The 16,514-nt window shown below is 50.8% G+C and carries 16 protein-coding genes; 5 read left to right on the forward strand and 11 right to left on the reverse strand.

The genetic code is table 11. The annotated features are described in order from the left end of the window. From nadE to AQR02_RS24635, 3 genes are all read right to left on the reverse strand, one after another. Positions 1 to 575 (reverse strand): NAD(+) synthase (gene nadE, locus AQR02_RS24625; protein WP_054943044.1); only part of this gene is annotated, 575 nt, incomplete at its 3' end. 101 nt (positions 576 to 676) lie between these two features. Then, entirely contained in the window at positions 677 to 1,111 is a 435-nt protein-coding gene (locus AQR02_RS24630) for a BrxA/BrxB family bacilliredoxin (RefSeq protein ID WP_054943045.1), read from the reverse strand. Between the two features lie 119 nt (positions 1,112 to 1,230). Further along, positions 1,231 to 2,940, reverse strand: coding sequence for a two-component system sensor histidine kinase NtrB (locus tag AQR02_RS24635; RefSeq protein ID WP_054943046.1), 1,710 nt, complete (start codon positions 2,938 to 2,940; stop codon positions 1,231 to 1,233). A 175-nt stretch (positions 2,941 to 3,115) separates the two neighbouring features. Here AQR02_RS24635 and AQR02_RS24640 point away from each other — a divergent pair, with 175 nt between their 5' ends. Then, positions 3,116 to 4,378, forward strand: coding sequence for a BaiN/RdsA family NAD(P)/FAD-dependent oxidoreductase (locus AQR02_RS24640; RefSeq protein WP_054943047.1), 1,263 nt, complete (start codon positions 3,116 to 3,118; stop codon positions 4,376 to 4,378). An 86-nt stretch (positions 4,379 to 4,464) separates the two neighbouring features. Here the strand turns inward: AQR02_RS24640 and AQR02_RS24645 are convergent, their stop codons facing one another. The 3 genes from AQR02_RS24645 to AQR02_RS24655 are packed head-to-tail and all read right to left on the reverse strand — an operon-like array spanning position 4,465 to position 6,487. Beyond that, positions 4,465 to 4,728, reverse strand: coding sequence for an ABC transporter permease (locus AQR02_RS24645; protein ID WP_054943048.1), 264 nt, complete (start codon positions 4,726 to 4,728; stop codon positions 4,465 to 4,467). A gap of 32 nt (positions 4,729 to 4,760) precedes the next feature. Beyond that, entirely contained in the window at positions 4,761 to 5,777 is a 1,017-nt protein-coding gene (locus tag AQR02_RS24650; RefSeq protein ID WP_148449204.1) for an ABC transporter permease, read from the reverse strand. Beyond that, positions 5,756 to 6,487, reverse strand: a complete 732-nt coding sequence (locus AQR02_RS24655) for an ABC transporter ATP-binding protein (protein WP_054943050.1) — start codon at positions 6,485 to 6,487, stop codon at positions 5,756 to 5,758. Before AQR02_RS24655 ends, AQR02_RS24650 begins: the two co-directional genes overlap by 22 nt. Before the next feature lie 454 nt (positions 6,488 to 6,941). Here AQR02_RS24655 and AQR02_RS24660 point away from each other — a divergent pair, with 454 nt between their 5' ends. Next, the gene (locus AQR02_RS24660; protein ID WP_054943051.1) at positions 6,942 to 7,409 is read left to right on the forward strand and encodes a MarR family winged helix-turn-helix transcriptional regulator; all 468 of its coding nucleotides are present in this window, start codon (positions 6,942 to 6,944) and stop codon (positions 7,407 to 7,409) included. 164 nt (positions 7,410 to 7,573) lie between these two features. On the opposite strand, the gene AQR02_RS24665 is transcribed toward AQR02_RS24660, so the two are convergent. Then, a complete protein-coding gene (locus tag AQR02_RS24665) occupies positions 7,574 to 8,128 on the reverse strand; it encodes a GNAT family N-acetyltransferase (protein ID WP_054943052.1) in 555 nt (184 codons plus the stop codon). 185 nt (positions 8,129 to 8,313) lie between these two features. Next, positions 8,314 to 8,613, reverse strand: coding sequence for a hypothetical protein (locus AQR02_RS24670; protein ID WP_054943053.1), 300 nt, complete (start codon positions 8,611 to 8,613; stop codon positions 8,314 to 8,316). Between the two features lie 209 nt (positions 8,614 to 8,822). On the opposite strand from AQR02_RS24670, the gene AQR02_RS24675 reads away from it, so the two are divergent. After that, a complete protein-coding gene (locus AQR02_RS24675) occupies positions 8,823 to 9,302 on the forward strand; it encodes a GAF domain-containing protein (protein ID WP_054943054.1) in 480 nt (159 codons plus the stop codon). Between the two features lie 89 nt (positions 9,303 to 9,391). On the opposite strand, the gene AQR02_RS24680 is transcribed toward AQR02_RS24675, so the two are convergent. The 3 genes from AQR02_RS24680 to AQR02_RS24690 all read right to left on the reverse strand — a co-directional run bounded on the left by AQR02_RS24680 (position 9,392) and on the right by AQR02_RS24690 (position 14,216). After that, positions 9,392 to 11,821: a glycogen/starch/alpha-glucan phosphorylase gene (locus AQR02_RS24680; RefSeq protein ID WP_054943055.1), complete on the reverse strand. Its 2,430-nt coding sequence runs from the start codon at positions 11,819 to 11,821 to the stop codon at positions 9,392 to 9,394. A 105-nt stretch (positions 11,822 to 11,926) separates the two neighbouring features. Beyond that, positions 11,927 to 13,030 (reverse strand): glucose-1-phosphate adenylyltransferase subunit GlgD, encoded by a 1,104-nt coding sequence (gene glgD, locus AQR02_RS24685; RefSeq protein WP_054943056.1) that lies wholly within the window; start codon positions 13,028 to 13,030, stop codon positions 11,927 to 11,929. 22 nt (positions 13,031 to 13,052) lie between these two features. Beyond that, positions 13,053 to 14,216 (reverse strand): glucose-1-phosphate adenylyltransferase, encoded by a 1,164-nt coding sequence (locus AQR02_RS24690; protein WP_054943057.1) that lies wholly within the window; start codon positions 14,214 to 14,216, stop codon positions 13,053 to 13,055. A 466-nt stretch (positions 14,217 to 14,682) separates the two neighbouring features. Between AQR02_RS24690 and AQR02_RS24695 the strand changes: the two genes are divergently transcribed. Both AQR02_RS24695 and AQR02_RS24700 read left to right on the forward strand, forming a co-directional pair. Next, positions 14,683 to 15,369 carry a response regulator transcription factor gene (locus AQR02_RS24695; RefSeq protein ID WP_054943058.1) on the forward strand — a complete coding sequence of 229 codons (687 nt, stop codon included), beginning with the start codon at positions 14,683 to 14,685 and terminating at the stop codon, positions 15,367 to 15,369. After that, positions 15,366 to 16,514: HAMP domain-containing protein (locus tag AQR02_RS24700; protein WP_245237722.1), on the forward strand; the 1,149-nt coding region annotated here is incomplete at its 3' end. The genes AQR02_RS24695 and AQR02_RS24700, both read left to right, overlap by 4 nt.

The raw sequence follows: 16,514 nt of genomic DNA on the forward strand, positions 1-16,514 counted from the left end.
TTAAGGGAACTCAGCGGGGTAATATCAACTGCACCATCGCCCCATTTGGTATAGAATCCGGTAATAGCTTCGGAAGCATGATCGGTTCCTACCACCAGCAGATTATTCTCAAAAGCGAGCGCATACTGCATCACCATACGAGTTCTCGCCTTCACATTGCCTTTGCCCTGATGCGTAATATGGCGGTGCTGTCCCAGCGCCTTCAGGCTGTGCTCTACTTCCAGAGCGATCTCGTTCACGGCTTCCTCAATATTGGTCTCTACCTTGTGGGTCAGCCCAAAAGCTTCAGCCACCGCATAGCTGTGCCCAATATCCTCCTGTTCCCCGTAAGGCTGGAAAACACCGAGTGTAATATATTCTTTGCCTTCCTCGGCCGTCAGCTCGTCTGTCGCCCGTTTGCACAATCCTGCAGCCACCGCGCTGTCTACACCGCCGCTGATCGCGATCAGCAGTCCTTTTGCACCAGCCTGCCGTACATAGGCTTTCAGGAAATCCACACGCCGCTCAGTCTCCGCTTCCACATTAATGGCCGGCTTTACGCCCAAGGCAGCAATAATCTCTTCTTGCAGGCTCACAACCATCCCCCGTTTCTGAACACATATGCTATATCTCGAAAAAAATCCCGCAAGCAGCCGGACTGCCGGCCGCCGCGAGATCACGTCAAATTACTCATTATTTACTGGCACAGACGATTAAACACTTCTTTTAATTCAGCAGCGATTTCAGCCGCCGAACGGTCTTCAACACCATGACGCTCAATAAAATGAACGAGTTCCCCGTCCTTCATCAAAGCGATGGAAGGCGAAGACGGCGGATATGGAGCGAAGTATTCACGTGCTTTGGCAGTGGCTTCCTTCTCCTGGCCCGCGAACACAGTGAACAGGTGATCCGGCAAAATTTCATTCTGCAAAGCTTGGGCTACACCGGGACGGCACTGGCCGGCTGCACAGCCGCAGACAGAATTGACAACAACAAGCGACGTTCCTTTTGCGGTTGGAAGAGTGGCTTCCACCTCTTCTGGAGTCAACAACTCCTGAAACCCGATACTAGTCAGGTCATTACGCATAGGCTGAATAGAATCCCGCATATATTGATTAAATGACATGGACATTCTTCTGCACTCTCCTTTGCCTTACAAAGTGTTTTGGTCAGGCTGCATTACCGCAGCACTTACTAACTTTATTATACATACATACCCTGTGAAAGCAAGGAATGCCGGCTAAGTCCACATCACTGCCCGGCCGGACTCACTTCCGCTTCAAATGGAAATGCAACTGTAAAAACTGTACCTCTGCCAGGCACCGAATCTACCTTTATTGTCCCGTTATGGCGCTCGGCAATACTTAAGCACAGAGGCAGGCCAAGGCCCGTACCATGATTTTTAGTTGTGAAAAAAGGTATAAATAGATTCCCGAGTTTATCTTGCGGAATACCGCTTCCTGTATCCATAATCATCAGTTCAACCTTATTGCCATTCAATTGTGTCTCCAGTGTGAGTACTCCCTTGGCATCCATCGCTTCCATTCCGTTGCGGGCCAAATTCAGGATCAGCTGCTTGATTTCCCTGACATTCAGCTTAAGCAGCGGCAGCGAAGGGCTTAAGCTTAGCTCAACACTCTGGCCGCGCAGATTGGCATCCGCCCAGATGAGAGGACCAAGTTCTTCTATTATAAGATGCAGCTGCACCTCTTCTTTATCTGAGATCCGGCTTTGGGCCAGTGAAAGAAAATCATTAATAATTCCATTGGCCCGGTCCAGCTCATCCATTACGATCTGATAATACGAATCAAGCTCCTCGGGGCTTTTTTCTCTCATGAGCTGTAAAAACCCGCGCACCACCGCCATGGGATTGCGGATTTCATGGGTGATACCCGCTGCCATCTGCCCCACCAGGGTCAGACGCTCCACATGGTCCAGCTCGATGCGGATTTTCTCTTCCTCCGTCACGTCCTGAACAATTATTACTACTCCGTCCGGAGGTTCGGTACCTTGCTGGAGCGGGGCGGTGTAGATTTGATATGTATAGCTGCCGCACTTAATTTTGGCATTGGAGCGCTGTTTGTTATAGAAGATTCCCTGAAGCTGTACAAAGGTCTGCTTGTCCACGCTGTCCCTGAATAACACCGCAGCCGGCCGGGAAAGAATCATCTCTCTAGTGAAATCGGGATAATGCCGGCGGACCAGCTTCAGCATAAATTCATTAAGTTCTGTTACATAACCCTGTTCGTTCATTGACATTATATTCAGCTGTACGATATCAGTAACCTGCTCCAGCTTCTTCGATTCCCACATGAATCTCTCAGAGATTCCTTTCATTTTTTCCTTAATCTGAACTTTATCCCAAGCGGTTTCGATAGAGTAGACCAGAAGACCGCCGAGCAGAAGCGTAGTGAACAGGTAAAGCGTAACCAGAATGGATTCGGGTGAATAGGTCTCAAATGCATGAACCCCCTTCATCTTGGGAACCAGGATAATGAATAGCATACTCGGGAACAGCACAACCCACAGTATAATTATTTTCTCTATAAGCTTAACTTCTTTAAATAGTCTCGCTAAGCCGAAGAGCAGCGGATACATCAGGATATTTGAATTAATGACCATATTGCTGAGTCCGGACGGCTCCGAGAACAAAGCGGTGTTCAGCAAAAAAAAGCCGGCCAGGCATAAACCTGAACGGCTGCTGCCATATAGGATACCAATGTAGGCCGGTAAAATAGCCAAATTCAAATAAACTTCTCCGACTAATGTCGTTGAAAGAATGGTACTGAAGGTAATACTAAGCGCACAGCCGATCATCAAAAATGCCTGATCATCGGGAAACCGCCGGTTTCTGCGGGCTATCTGGCCTTTATCCAGCCACCAGTGAAACAGAAATAAAAAGGAGCAGGCTGCCGATATTTGCAATATGATATCCTTTACCGCATTAATAATTGCAATCACTCCCTGAGTTTGACAAATTACCCTTTCCATTAAGATTAAAGCACAGCCAGACATTTCTGACAACGATAACTGTATACCGGGGCAGCTGCTCTGGATACGCCCCGCCGTAGGTGGTATGATGCCGTTAGCAGAGATAGAAATCCGCAAAACCTGATGCATATAAAGGAGAAGATTCATGAGCAACTATGATGTGATCGTCATTGGAGGCGGCCCCTCCGGGCTGATGGCCAGTGTAGCCGCAGCAGAGCACGGCGCCTCCGTGCTGCTGATTGACAAAGGGGGCAAGCTTGGCCGGAAGCTGGGAATCTCGGGCGGCGGGCGCTGCAACGTCACCAATGTTAAAGAAACCGCAGAGCTGATCGCCCATATCCCCGGCAACGGCCGGTTTTTGTACAGCGCATTCGATCATTTTAATAACCATGATATTATAGAGTTTTTTGAGAATCTGGGGATCGCCCTTAAGGAAGAGGACAACGGACGGGTGTTCCCTGTATCCGACAAAGCCTCAAGCGTCGTCTCTGCACTCATTGGCAAGGTCCGGAGTCTCGGTGTGCAGATTATGACCAATAGCCCGGTGCGGGAAGTACTCTATGCGGAAGGCGCAGTCCAGGGTGTACGGCTGGAATCAGGACAAGCCTTCGGCGCTGGGGCCGTGATTATTGCCACCGGCGGTAAATCCGTACCGCAGACAGGCTCCACTGGAGACGGCTATCCGTGGGCTGAGGCAGCGGGACACACGATCACGGAGCTCTTCCCGACGGAAGTACCCATCGTTTCACGCGAGGAATGGATCAAGTCAGGCGATCTGCAGGGACTGTCCCTGCGCGATGTGACACTTTCCGTCTGGAATGCAAAAGGCAAAAAGCTCATCTCCCACCGCGGGGATATGATCTTCACCCATTTTGGGCTGTCCGGACCGATTGCTCTGCGCTGCAGCCAGTTTCTGCGCCAGGTCCAGCGAAAGACAGGAACAGATGCCGTGGAGTTGTCCATTGACCTGTTTCCCGATCATCAGCCGCAGGAAGTGGAATCACAGCTGCTGCACAAACTCGAGCTGGAGCCCAAAAAAGCGATCCGCAACTCGCTGAAGGGCCTGCTCCCCGAGCGCCTGATTCCGCTTCTGCTGGCCAAAGCCGGGCTGGACGGGGATCTTACCGGCCATCATCTGCCCAAAAGCGGACTACAGTCTCTAGCAGCCCTGCTGAAGCGGATGCCCGTTATTGCGCACGGCACCCGTTCCCTGGCTGAGGCCTTTGTGACTGGCGGAGGCGTCAACCTGAAAGAAATCGATCCAAAGACAATGGAATCGAAGCTTACCCAAGGCCTCTACTTCTGCGGGGAAGTGCTGGATATCCACGGATATACCGGCGGCTACAACATTACCGCAGCCTTCTCCACAGGCTATACAGCAGGCAAGCACGCTGCCGGTCATTTGTAGACGTTTAGGCTTGACTGCCTCTCTTATATTTCAAAAAAAGCGTTGCTTGCGCAAGATCGCAAGCAACGCTTTTTGGATTATACGGCTTAATGCTCTGTCAGGCGGATGGTAGTGAATATACGTGAAATGAATACTCCCAGACCATAGCCCAAAGGTACAAACAGCAGCAGTCCCAACCATCCATACAAAGGGATACACACCACTGCTGAACACACCACTGTATATGGAATGATCAGGATTTTAATCGCCTTTGAGCCGGCTTCAGCCTTTTGTGACTTGGTAAACGGCAGGATGCCGATATAGTCATCGCCGGCAAAGAGCAGCCAGAAGGAGCTCAGCCAGTAGGACATTAATAAAGCCAACACCACGAGCAGGCCCCACTTCAGAATGGCCGGAGCAATAAATATGCCCCCATGGACACACCTGTGAAAGCGAAATACAGCTTCAAATGCGCCGGGTTGCGTACAAGCGCCTTAATTCCCGCCGCCGCGAAGCGGCTCTCCGGCAGTATCGAGGACAGCAGCGGCTGCGATTTGCGGAAGATCCAGGGTTTGTATCTGGTGGGACGCGGCTTATCCAGGACACCCCGCAGCAAGAGCCCGGCAATTCTCATCCGCTGCTTATAGTCTTCGCGCACATCGCTGAGAAAGGTCCCGCGCAGCTGGAGGCGGTAACGGACCGCCCAGACGGTCACCGCCGCGTAAACGGCTGCGGCAGCCAGCAGCATTAGCGGCCTGTTCTCCCAGAGGATAGCCAGCCGGACGTAGATTCCTGAGGGCACAGTGACTGCTGGAATAAGCCACAGCCAGCGGCGGAAGCCCTGGCGCTGTACCTTGACGACATGCCCCAGCAGCTTCACACTCCAGCCGGCGGTTACAGTAAGCAGCAGCAGCGACCCGGCTGCTCCCGGGCTTAGCCCGTAGCCGCGGATGATAAAGGGCAGCAGAATGGCAAAGACAGCAGCAATTTTCAGTGTGGTAACGATAAGACTATAGATTATTCCCCTGAGCAGGATACTATTGATCCAGTTCTGCCGCTGTCTGAGGAACAACAAATCGCCTTCCTGCAGCAGCAGCACCATTCCCCCGGTTACAAGCAGTATAGCAAACAGCAGTGGAATCATCGTGAAGGGGAGAAACGATGTCCAGGCAGGCATGTCCCCTTTCCAGAATCCGTAATAGAAGCGTCCGCCCAGCAGGCCGCCGGGGATAACGATATAGAGCAGCACTGTCCAGTCGGCTGCAGTCCGGATAATCGCGGATTGCTCGCGCCAATGCGAGAACAGCCGCCGCCGGAACAAACGCGGACCTGTAGGAAACGCGTATGCCGATCTGCTTTTCGGAGAATTGCTGTTTATTACCGCATCATCCCGTCCGCTCATGTTAATTCGTCGAAGCAATCAAACAACGACCCCTCCGGCAAATCAGCACTGTCGCGGATCTCCTCGAGTGTGCCTGTTGCAGTCATTCTTCCTCCGGAAATCAGCACGAAGCTGTCGCAGATTTTCTCAGCGGTATCCAGCACATGCGTAGACATAAGTACGCCTGCACCGCGCTGGCGCTCCGCCTCCAGCAGCCGCAGGAAATCCTTCGTGGCCCGGGGGTCAAGTCCGATAAACGGCTCGTCCACGATGTACACATCGGGCTGGACCAGAAAACCGAGCATCAGCATCATCTTTTGCTTCATGCCCTTGGAGAAGCCTGCCGGCAGGTCATCGCGCACATTGTCCATCCCGAATTGCACCAGAAGCTTCTCTGCGGTTGCCTCGAACTTGTCATAGGGCAGTCCATACGCCGCAGCCGCCAAATCGAGATGCTCCCAGAGTGTCAGATCCTCATAAAACACCGGCTGTTCCGGCACGTAGGCGTAGGATTTGTTCTCTCCGCCAATCGTCACCTTAGCTTTAGCATGCTTGAGCAGACCGAGCAGCGTCTTAATCGTCGTGCTTTTGCCGGCTCCGTTCGGGCCAATCAGTCCCAGCAGTTCACCCTGACGTACTTGAAAGGATATTCCTGATATCCGCTTATCCCCCGCTTCGTAACCAGCCTCATCAATGAATACCTCTAAAACGATTCCCCGCTCGTCCTCCACCTCTTCTATCTCTTCCATACCGCTTTCCATCTCCTAATGTTGAATACCCATTGTCCCGGATGGAATCCGGGCTTTTTACCATTATACGAACTATGGCTGAGATACATCAAACATAACTTGTGTGTCCGGCCCGCCCGCATTGTCCCTGTCCTCGATTCCGCTGCGCAGCACCAGCATTGCAAGGCCGGGTAGTGCGGCAGCGGTAAAGACTCATACGCTCCTCAATCTGCAGACGGATAGCCAAAATGACATTGTTTTTTTGCAGAATTGAAGCACCGTCAAAAAATTGTTTGATTTTTAATAATTAAAAGTGTGCTCATTGTGACAAATCACATGTTCTTCATTCATTGTTTAACGTATTGTAAGGTTATCTTAAGTTTTACTGCATAGCTGAAGCGTGCATACGGGCAATGATTCCAAAATGTGCGGGGAAACCCACACGATTAACGATAACGATAGAGGGTGGAGAAGCATGATACAATCCTATGAACGCGATACTCAATTAACACTGCATTTGTACCGGGTTTTTGCCAAGTCTTTCAAGAGCATCAACGAGCATGCCGTTACCGGAAGCAAGATTGAAGGCTTCAATCCGACAGCTTTCGCTGTGATGGAGGTTCTCTACTATAAGGGACCTCAGCCGATTCAGCAGATCGGTGCCAAGCTGCTGCTGCAGAGCGGCAACGTTACTTACGTGATTGACAAGCTCGAGGAACGCGGATACCTGCAGCGCAAACCTTGCGCGAATGACCGCCGTGTTATTTTCGCTGAGCTGACAGCAGAAGGCGAACAGCTGATGAGCGAGATGTATCCGAAATATTCGGAACGCCTGCACCTGGCTTTCAGCGGCCTGAACGATGATGAGAAAGAACAGATGATTATTCTGCTGAAGAAGATGGGTCTCCAAGCCGAGAAGCTCTCGCCGCTGCCCCGCAAGTAGGATAGCCAGAACAGATGTTGTGAATCTATTCACTATCTTTCCCCGGCTTGATTCATGATGACAAAGAAATGGCTGCACGATCCGCTCAGGACCGTGCAGCCATTTCTTTCTTTATGGATCCGTCTTTGACTTCATGATATATAAGTACTTTTAGCCTCTAAAAGTTATAACTTCTCACTATGAAGCAGAGCGTAAAGGCTCACGTCCTGAAAACCGGAAGCGGTATGGCGGTACTGACGCAGCATCCCTTCCTGCGAAAAGTTCAATGCCTGGAATAGCCCGTGTGCCCGGATATTGTCCGGATGACATAATGCTTCAATCCGGTTCAGGCCCATCGTACCGAAGCCGAAATTCAGCACTAGTTCCAGTGCTTCGCGCATATAACCTTGTCCCCAATAGGATGGAGACAGCTCGCAGCCGATTTCTCCACGGTAGGCTCCCGGCAGCTGCCATTGGTTATAGCCGCAGCTGCCGATAATCTCACCGTCCGGCAGGGTAATACTCCAGCGCAGGCTTTCTTCCTCCCGGGCCATTTGCAGCAGCAGAGCGATCAGCTGCTCCGCATCCCGGACCGATGCCAGCGGCGGGGTGTCCAGCCAGGGGGCAACAGCAGCATGCGTCCATATATCAAACAGCGCCGCTGCATGATCAGCAGCGATCGCCTGCAGTTCTATTCTTGTTCCGCTTAATGTTGGTGTAACCCCACGGCTTACATACAATCCCCTCGTCCCCTTTCATCTTTATAAGTATACTTCATAGGTAAGGATTTTCTTAATCCCTCCCGCACAAAAAAGCGTCTGCACCGGGCAGTCGATCTCCCCTGATGCTGACGCTGTTCATTGCCTGGAAAATGGGCAACCCTTCGTTTTAAAGCTTCCTAACTGCAGAAGCACGATACACGGACTTAACCCGAGGCTTTCGCCGCTTTGGCCGGTGTAAGCACCTCGGAGCACAGCACCTGCAGCTTCACCTGAATATCCTTGAATTCCTCGATTCCCGTACCGGTGATACTGAACGCATCGCCATGGGCAGTCAGGAAATTCTCCTGAGTGAGCCGTTCCAGTTCCTGCTTCACTTCGCGTTCTGCTACCCGGTACCCTAGTTTCTCAAGTTCCGGCAGCATCTCCGACAATGTCAAGTCCCTCTCATGTGCAAAATAAAGCATATGAATCCCTATGAACAAGTTCTGTACATCGGCGCGCATATTCCACTCCTTCCGGCCAAGAGCCTTCGATATAGTAAGCATTACCCTGGTAAGCCTAAGCGGAAACACCGGTTCAGCTCCAGTTACGGTATCGATTGTGACTCCTGCAAAAATCCGGTAATACTTGACGTATCGAGTCTAGCTGTACTATGTTGATAGTTACAGTTAAGGTTTCATTACTAACTCCATGTACAGGAAGGTGATGCTTCATGTTTCAGGCGATGCCCTACGACGGGACACGCAGCGAGCGCTTTGAAGCAGTGCTGATGCAGCTTGCGGCACTGATGGAAGGCGAACCGAATGCTATTGCCAATCTGGCAAATGCATCGGCATTGCTTAAATTCTCTCTACCGGATACCAATTGGACCGGTTTCTATTTATTTGACGGCAAGGAGCTTGTGCTCGGACCTTTTCAGGGACTGCCCGCATGCATTCGAATTCCGCTGGGCCGCGGGGTCTGCGGGACATCGGCTGAGGAGCGCCGTACGCTTGTCGTAGACGATGTTCATGCCTTTCCCGGACACATCGCCTGCGATGCCGCATCGAACAGTGAGATTGTCGTCCCCCTCCTAAAGGATGATCAATTGCTTGGCGTACTTGATATTGACAGTCCGCTTAAGCACCGCTTCGACGATGAGGAACGGCGCTTTCTGGAACGGTTCGCGGCTATGGTTGCCGAAGTACTGTAAGCACCGCGCAAAACATAAAGCCGTCACAGATGCAGGAATGCCCTGCGTCCGTGACGGCCTCTTTACTTTTGAGCTGATCCTTTACCTTATTACCTAACCGGCCTGATGTTCCATATTTCGGTCGCATAGCGGCTGATCGTATTATCACTGGAGAATTTGCCGGAGTGGCCAATGTTGATGATCGACTTCTTCAGCCATTCCTTCTGGTTGCGGTATGCGAGATCGATTTTGACATGTGTCTCCACATAGCCGGCAAAATCCTTGAGCACGAAGAACTCATCATTATTGTCAACCAGCGATTGATACAGCGTATCGAATTCCTGGGTATTGCAGCAAATCGGCCCCGGTGTCACCAGCTGATCCAGCACTTCTTTGACGCGCCCGTCACCATTATAGATATCACGGGAGTGATATCCCCCGAACTGGTAGTAATCAAGCACCTGCTCCGCCCGCAGACCGAACAGGAACATATTGTTGTCCCCGACCATTTCATGCATTTCCACATTAGCCCCGTCCATAGTGCCGATCGTCAGCGCGCCGTTCATCATAAACTTCATATTGCCCGTCCCGGAAGCTTCTTTGCTGGCCGTAGAGATCTGTTCGCTCACATCGGCAGCAGGGATGATCTTCTCTGCCAGGGATACCGAATAATTCTCCAGGAAAAAGATACGGATTTTGCCCTTAATATCCGGGTCTTTATTGACGACATCAGCGACAGTGTTAATGAGCTTGATAATCCGCTTGGCCAGATGATAGCTTGGTGCTGCCTTAGCCCCGAAAATGAAGGTGCGCGGCACCATATCCATGGACGGATTATCCTTAAGCTGATTGTACAAGTGCATAATATGCAGAATATTCAGCAGCTGGCGCTTGTAGGCATGCAGCCGTTTAACCTGTACATCAAAGATCGAATCAGGGTCTACCTGGATCCCATGCTTCTTGGCGATGTAATCAGACAGGCGCAGCTTGTTGCGGCGTTTGATCGCAGCCACCTGCTCCTGGAAGGACGCATCCTCACAATACTTGATCAGGCCGATCATCTCCTGCGGCTGATGAATCCAGCGGGTACCGATGGATTCATTGATGAGTCCAGCCAGCTCGGGATTGGCATGCAGCAGCCAGCGCCGGTGGGTAATCCCATTCGTTTTGTTATTGAACCGGTGCGGGTACATTTCATTAAACAGCCGCATCTCGCGCTTCTGCAGAATCTCCGTGTGCAGCGCTGCTACTCCATTGACACTGTGGCTCGCTACAATTGCCAGATGGGCCATGCGGACCTGATCATCATGAATGATCGCCATCTGGTTAATCCGCTCCTGGTCCCCGGGATACTTGCTCATCAGCTCACCGCAGAACCGGGCATTGATCTCCTCGATAATGAGGAAAATACGCGGCAGCAGCTCTTTCACCATCCCCATCGGCCATTTTTCCAGCGCTTCGCTAAGAATGGTATGGTTGGTGTAAGAGACCATCGTTGTCGTCATGCTCCAGGCCTTCTCCCAGCCTATGCCGTGCACATCCATCAGAATCCGCATCAGCTCGGGAATGACCAGTGTAGGGTGCGTATCATTGATATGCAGTGCAACCTTGTCCGGAAGCGATTCAATCGGAACCCCTGTTTTGCTGAACGTCCGCAGAATACTCTGAAGTCCTGCGCTGCATAAGAAATACTGCTGTTTCAGACGAAGCAGCTTCCCCTCGTACTGCGAATCATCAGGGTACAGGAATTCCGAGATGGATTCCACCGAGCGTTTGTACTCCAGAAACTTGTGATAATCCGAGCCCGTCAGCGATCCGGACATCCGGGAAGCCAGTGTAATCGACTCCGCGCTCCAGTTGCGGAGGGTATTCACATGCTTGCGGTCGGCACCAATAATCGGAATATCGTAAGGGACCGCGCGTACTGCTTCGTAATCCTTGTGTTCAAATGCCAGTTCACCATTCTCTTCACGGGTTTCAATATGTCCCCAGAACCGGACTTCCACCTGTTTGTCTTCCCGGCGCACTTCCCACACGTTATCATTCTGCAGCCAATAGTCAGGCAATTCCACCTGGTAGCCGTCCACAATCTTCTGCTCAAACAAGCCGTATTTGTAGCGGATGCCGCAGCCATGCCCCGCATACTGCAGGGAAGCCAGGGAATCCAGGAAGCAGGCAGCCAGCCGGCCAAGGCCGCCATTGCCAAGCCCTGCATCTGATTCTTCCTCTTCCACCTCCCGCAGATTAAATCCAAGCTCCGCAAGGCCATCGCGCACAACCTCAAGCACACCCATATTCAGCAAATTATTGCCAAGCAGCCGGCCGATCAGAAACTCCATGGAGAAATAATAGACCTGTTTGTCCTGATTGTTCTTATACTTCTGATTGGTTTCTGCCCAGTTCTTCCCTGCATTCTCACGAATCATATTTCCGATGATATTATACACGTCACCATTTGATGCTTCTTCCAGCGGCTTGCCCAGTTTCCCGATGAGTGTCTCGCGGAACACTTTTTTAAAGGTTTCTTTGTCGTTGAACAACAGCAGGTTCCTCCTGTCAGATGCATATTTTGTATGAAACATGGCCTCTATTGAAACTCAGGACCAGCAAGACTGCTATAGCGCACAGTCCAGCTGATCCTGGGGTTAAATTTTGCTGCTCTTGGCGATCACAAACGGACGTTTGCTATCCCCGACGAGAATCCGGTCCTTGCTTAAATGCACATCTTTATCCATGATGACATTCTCGATCACGGCATTCTCCTCAATAATACATTTCTGCATGATGACAGAATTAATAATTCTCGCACCTTCTCGCACCTGCACACCGCGAAAAATCACGCTGTTCTCCACCGTTCCGCCAATTATACAGCCGTTAGCGACCAGAGAATTGCTGACCTTGGCGCTGTCGAGATAGCGGGTAGGCGCTTCATACTTGATCTTCGTCTGCACCGGGTTTTCTTGGAACAAACCGCGATAATTCTCCTGCTTAAGCAGCTCAAGGCTATTCTTATAATAGCTCTCCAGTGAATTGATTACCGCATGGTAACCTTTATATTCATAGCCTGCAATCTTAAATTTAGCCCTGTTCTTCTGAATGACATCGCGGAAAAAGAAGCTCTCCCCGTGTGCAATGCAGTATTCCACCTGCTCCAGGAATAATTTCTTCTCCATGATGAAAATATCCAGATACACATTCGGATGATGTTTCTCCTGATGAATCTCTGTAACGAAGTTATCGTCATTCAATTCAAGCCGCAGGCACGGATCATGCTCCGGCTGAAGCTGGTCGATCGATTTATAGACAAGGGTGACATCAGCCCCCTGTTCCAAATGATACTGGAACACATCCTGCAGATCGACGGTGTTAATATGCTGACTGCCGGAGAATACAATATATTTGGCGGAAGCCCGCTTGAAGAAATCCAGGTTGTTGTGGTAATGCTGCAAATCTCCGAGCGATGTATCCGTCGGATCATTCCAGTCAGGCGGAAGAATGAACAGCCCCCCGTGCTTGCGGTTCATATCCCAGGACTTGCCGTCACCGAGATGGTCCATCAGCGAACGGTATTTGCGGCGGACAAACAGCCCGACACTCTCCAGATCCGCACGCATCATATTGGACAAGACAAAGTCAATCAGCCGGTAACGGCTGGCAAAAGGTACGGCCGCGCCGCAGCGGAAATAAGTTAACTCATTCAATTTGTCCAGTTCATGGTCAAGATTGATTACGCCCAAAAGTTCTTTCATCGCGGGTCACCGTCCTTTTTGGTTATATGGTTTTGGCTGCGACTGATTTCCGTTTCTTGCTGCGATTGTCGATCAGCAGAATTTCATCCTCATTCTCCCGTTCGATACCGATCTCCATATAATCCTCGATGACTGTATTTTCACTAATGATGGCTTTATGAATTCTTACATTCTTGCCGATCTTCACCTTAGGCATAATGACGGAGTCGGTAATGACACTGCCTTCACCCACTTCCACCCCGTAAAACAGCACCGAATGCTTAACCTCTCCATGCACAATGCAGCCCTCATTAATGATGCAGCTCGATACCTTCGCTTCAGGCGCCACGTATTGCGCCGGCTGATTCGGGTTACGGGTAAAAATACGCCAGTTCGGATCATTCAGGTTCAGCGGCGGATGGTCACTCAGCAGGTCCATATTAGCTTCCCACAGGCTGGTGACTGTACCAACATCTCTCCAGTAGCCTTCATAAGGATATGCATACAGGGAGTTACCGTCTTCAAGCATCAGAGGAATGATATCTTTGCCGAAGTCATGCGAGGAGCTTGCCTTCTCGCCATCTTCCAGCAGATGCTTGCGCAAAACGTCCCATTTGAAAATATATACACCCATGGAAGCCAGTGTGCTCTTCGGCTTGGCGGGCTTTTCATCAAATTCGTAAATTTTCAGGTCTTCATCCGTATTAAGAATACCAAAGCGGCTTGCTTCCTCCAGCGAAACATCAATGACCGAGATGGTGCAGTCGGCGTTTCTTGCTTTGTGGTATTGCAGCATTGCGTTGTAGTCCATTTTGTAAATATGATCCCCGGACAGGATAAGTACATGCTCCGGATCAAACTGGTCTACAAATTTGAGATTGCGGTAAATCGCATCAGCCGTTCCCCGGTACCAGCTGCTTCCGTTCTCCCGTTCATGCGGCGGCAGCACGAACACACCGCCATCTTTACGGTTCAAATCCCAGTCGCTGCCTACTCCGATGTATGAATGGAGAACAAGCGGCTCATATTGCGTCAGCACACCAACCGTATCAATACCCGAGTTGGAGCAATTGCTGAGCGGGAAATCGATAATCCGATAGGTTCCTCCAAAATACACAGCGGGTTTGGCAAGAGATTTCGTCAATCCCTTCAACCTTTTCCCTTGGCCTCCCGCCAATAGCATGGCTACCATTTCTTTTTTCTTCATGGAAGAGCCTCCTTGACATATGGGTATTGAAGCATGTAATCAAATGGGTTGAATAAATCATATGTTGCAGATCAGACTCAAACGCGAAATTCCAGAAAGAAGTGTACCAGAAAGAAGTCAAATGAAAGAAATGTGTTTGATAGGAAATTTGATAAGATTAAGAAACGGGGGAAAACAAAAGGAATCGGAACAAGTTGCCGGACTAAAAAGTTTAAAACATCCGGGTAGTATCCTTATTGTAAATTGTTCTAGGCCCGCCGTCAAAACCCTTTATTAGAACCTCAAAAAGTTAAATTTCCAACTATTTTCCTTAATATTGACATTCATATTCCGTATAAATAGATTAACCATTATGATTAACCATGAACGACATTTTCTAATCTTTGATTTTAAAGAGTTCTTCAGCAAACGTTCAACCTGATGTGTAATAATGTAGCTATCGCTTACTGTAAATGGAGGAACTATGATGAAAGCTGCCCAAGGTGTACGACTTTTGCTCGTTGATGACGAGCCTCATATACTCCAGTTCCTGGAACTGGGATTAATCAACGAAGGCTTTGAAGTGAAAACCGCCCCTGACGGGGCGAGCGCAATCGCCATTGCTGCGGATTTCAAGCCTCATGTCGCTATTCTTGATGTGATGATGCCGGGAATGGACGGATTCGAGGTCTGCCGCTACCTCCGGTCAGAAGAAACGGAAATTGCCGTGATCATGCTCACGGCCAAAGACGAAGTGGATGACCGCGTCAAAGGTCTGTCCATCGGCGCCGACGATTATATGGTTAAGCCGTTCAGCTTCGATGAACTGCTGGCCCGGATACAGGCCCGGCTACGGAATCAGTTTCCGGGTCTGCTCGGAGAAGTCCGCTGCGGATCGTTCCGGATTGACGGCAGACGCAAAGAGATCCGACACAGGGACGAGGTCCTGGAGCTTTCCCCTACCGAATATGAGCTGCTGCAATACCTGGTAATCAACCATGGCCTCGTGCTGAGCAAGCCGATGATTCTGGACAAGGTATGGGGCTATGATTTCGGAGGCGAAGAAAACATCGTCGAGGTCTATATCCGTTCCCTCCGTGAGAAGCTCGGCGATAAGGAGCACCGGATTATCCGCACGCTTCGCGGTGCAGGGTACCGGGTGGACCTGTTATGATTGCCCGCCTGTCTGGCCTCTTCCGCAGACATTCCGCACCACGCTCTCTGCGTAAGCAGCTGCTTGCCACATCACTGCTTATTCTATCCGCCCTCCTCCTGCTCATCGGAGTGCTGCAATATGTGCTAATGCGCAATTTCATCTACAGCAACAGGGCTGAATCTATGGAAGCTCAGCTGCATTCTGTGCCGCGTGATTTTTTTTATTCGCTGTATTCCCGAAATGCGGGAATAAATGCTGAGAATATAAGCAACGCAGGACAGCAGAATAATTCCCCAGACGCGGACACCTCCACCTCCGGCAGTACGTACAGCAGCGGAGCAGACGGCAACAGCTCCGGACAGAATGGTCTGACAGGCAGCCAAGGCTCGCTCGTACCGGGGGAGAACGGGGGAGGTAATATTGGCGGATTGCCGGGCGGAAACCCGGGAAATCTGCGGTCGGGAGAGAACGGACGCCCGCTGCTGCTTGACGCTCATACCACTATTGCTGTATACAGCTCAGACGGCACGTTTAAGGATCTCCAGCAGGACACCCTGTCCGAGTCTGTTGCCCCGCGGCTGAGCAATGAGAAATACGATGAACTGCTGAGCCATACAACGGTTAAAGCGACTGGAAAATACAAACTAATTACCGCCGCAGACGGCAGCCAGCATCTTGCTGTCTTCATGGATCTGGGAAGACCCGGCAGCAATAGAATCCTGCTGCAGATGAGTGTAGGGACGGGACCGCTGAAGGACGTAATTCTGCAGCAGCTGCTTATTTTTGGCGCTTTGTCGGTAGTGGCTTTGCTCGCCGGCTTATTCCTCTATTTGCCTGCGCTGCGCAAAACGCTGGTCCCCCTATCCAATATGGGCGAGGCGGCGCAGAGTATCGATGCCGGTAATCTGGACGTCCGTTTTCCCGTTGACCAGGGACAAATGGAAATTGACAAGCTCTCCCAATCCTTCAACGGGATGCTGGAGCGTCTGGAAATTTCCTTTCATAATGAACGTGAAGCCAAAGAGCAGATGCGGCGGTTCGCTGCTGATGCTTCCCACGAGCTGCGGACGCCGCTGACCTCGATTCACGGCTTCCTGGAGGTGCTGTTGCGCGGAGCTGCCGATAACAAAGAGCAGCTCTACAATGCTCTAAAGAGCATGCAC

Origin of the sequence: Paenibacillus ihuae (assembly GCF_001368795.1) — a bacterium.
Lineage (GTDB): Bacteria > Bacillota > Bacilli > Paenibacillales > Paenibacillaceae > Paenibacillus_AQ > Paenibacillus_AQ ihuae.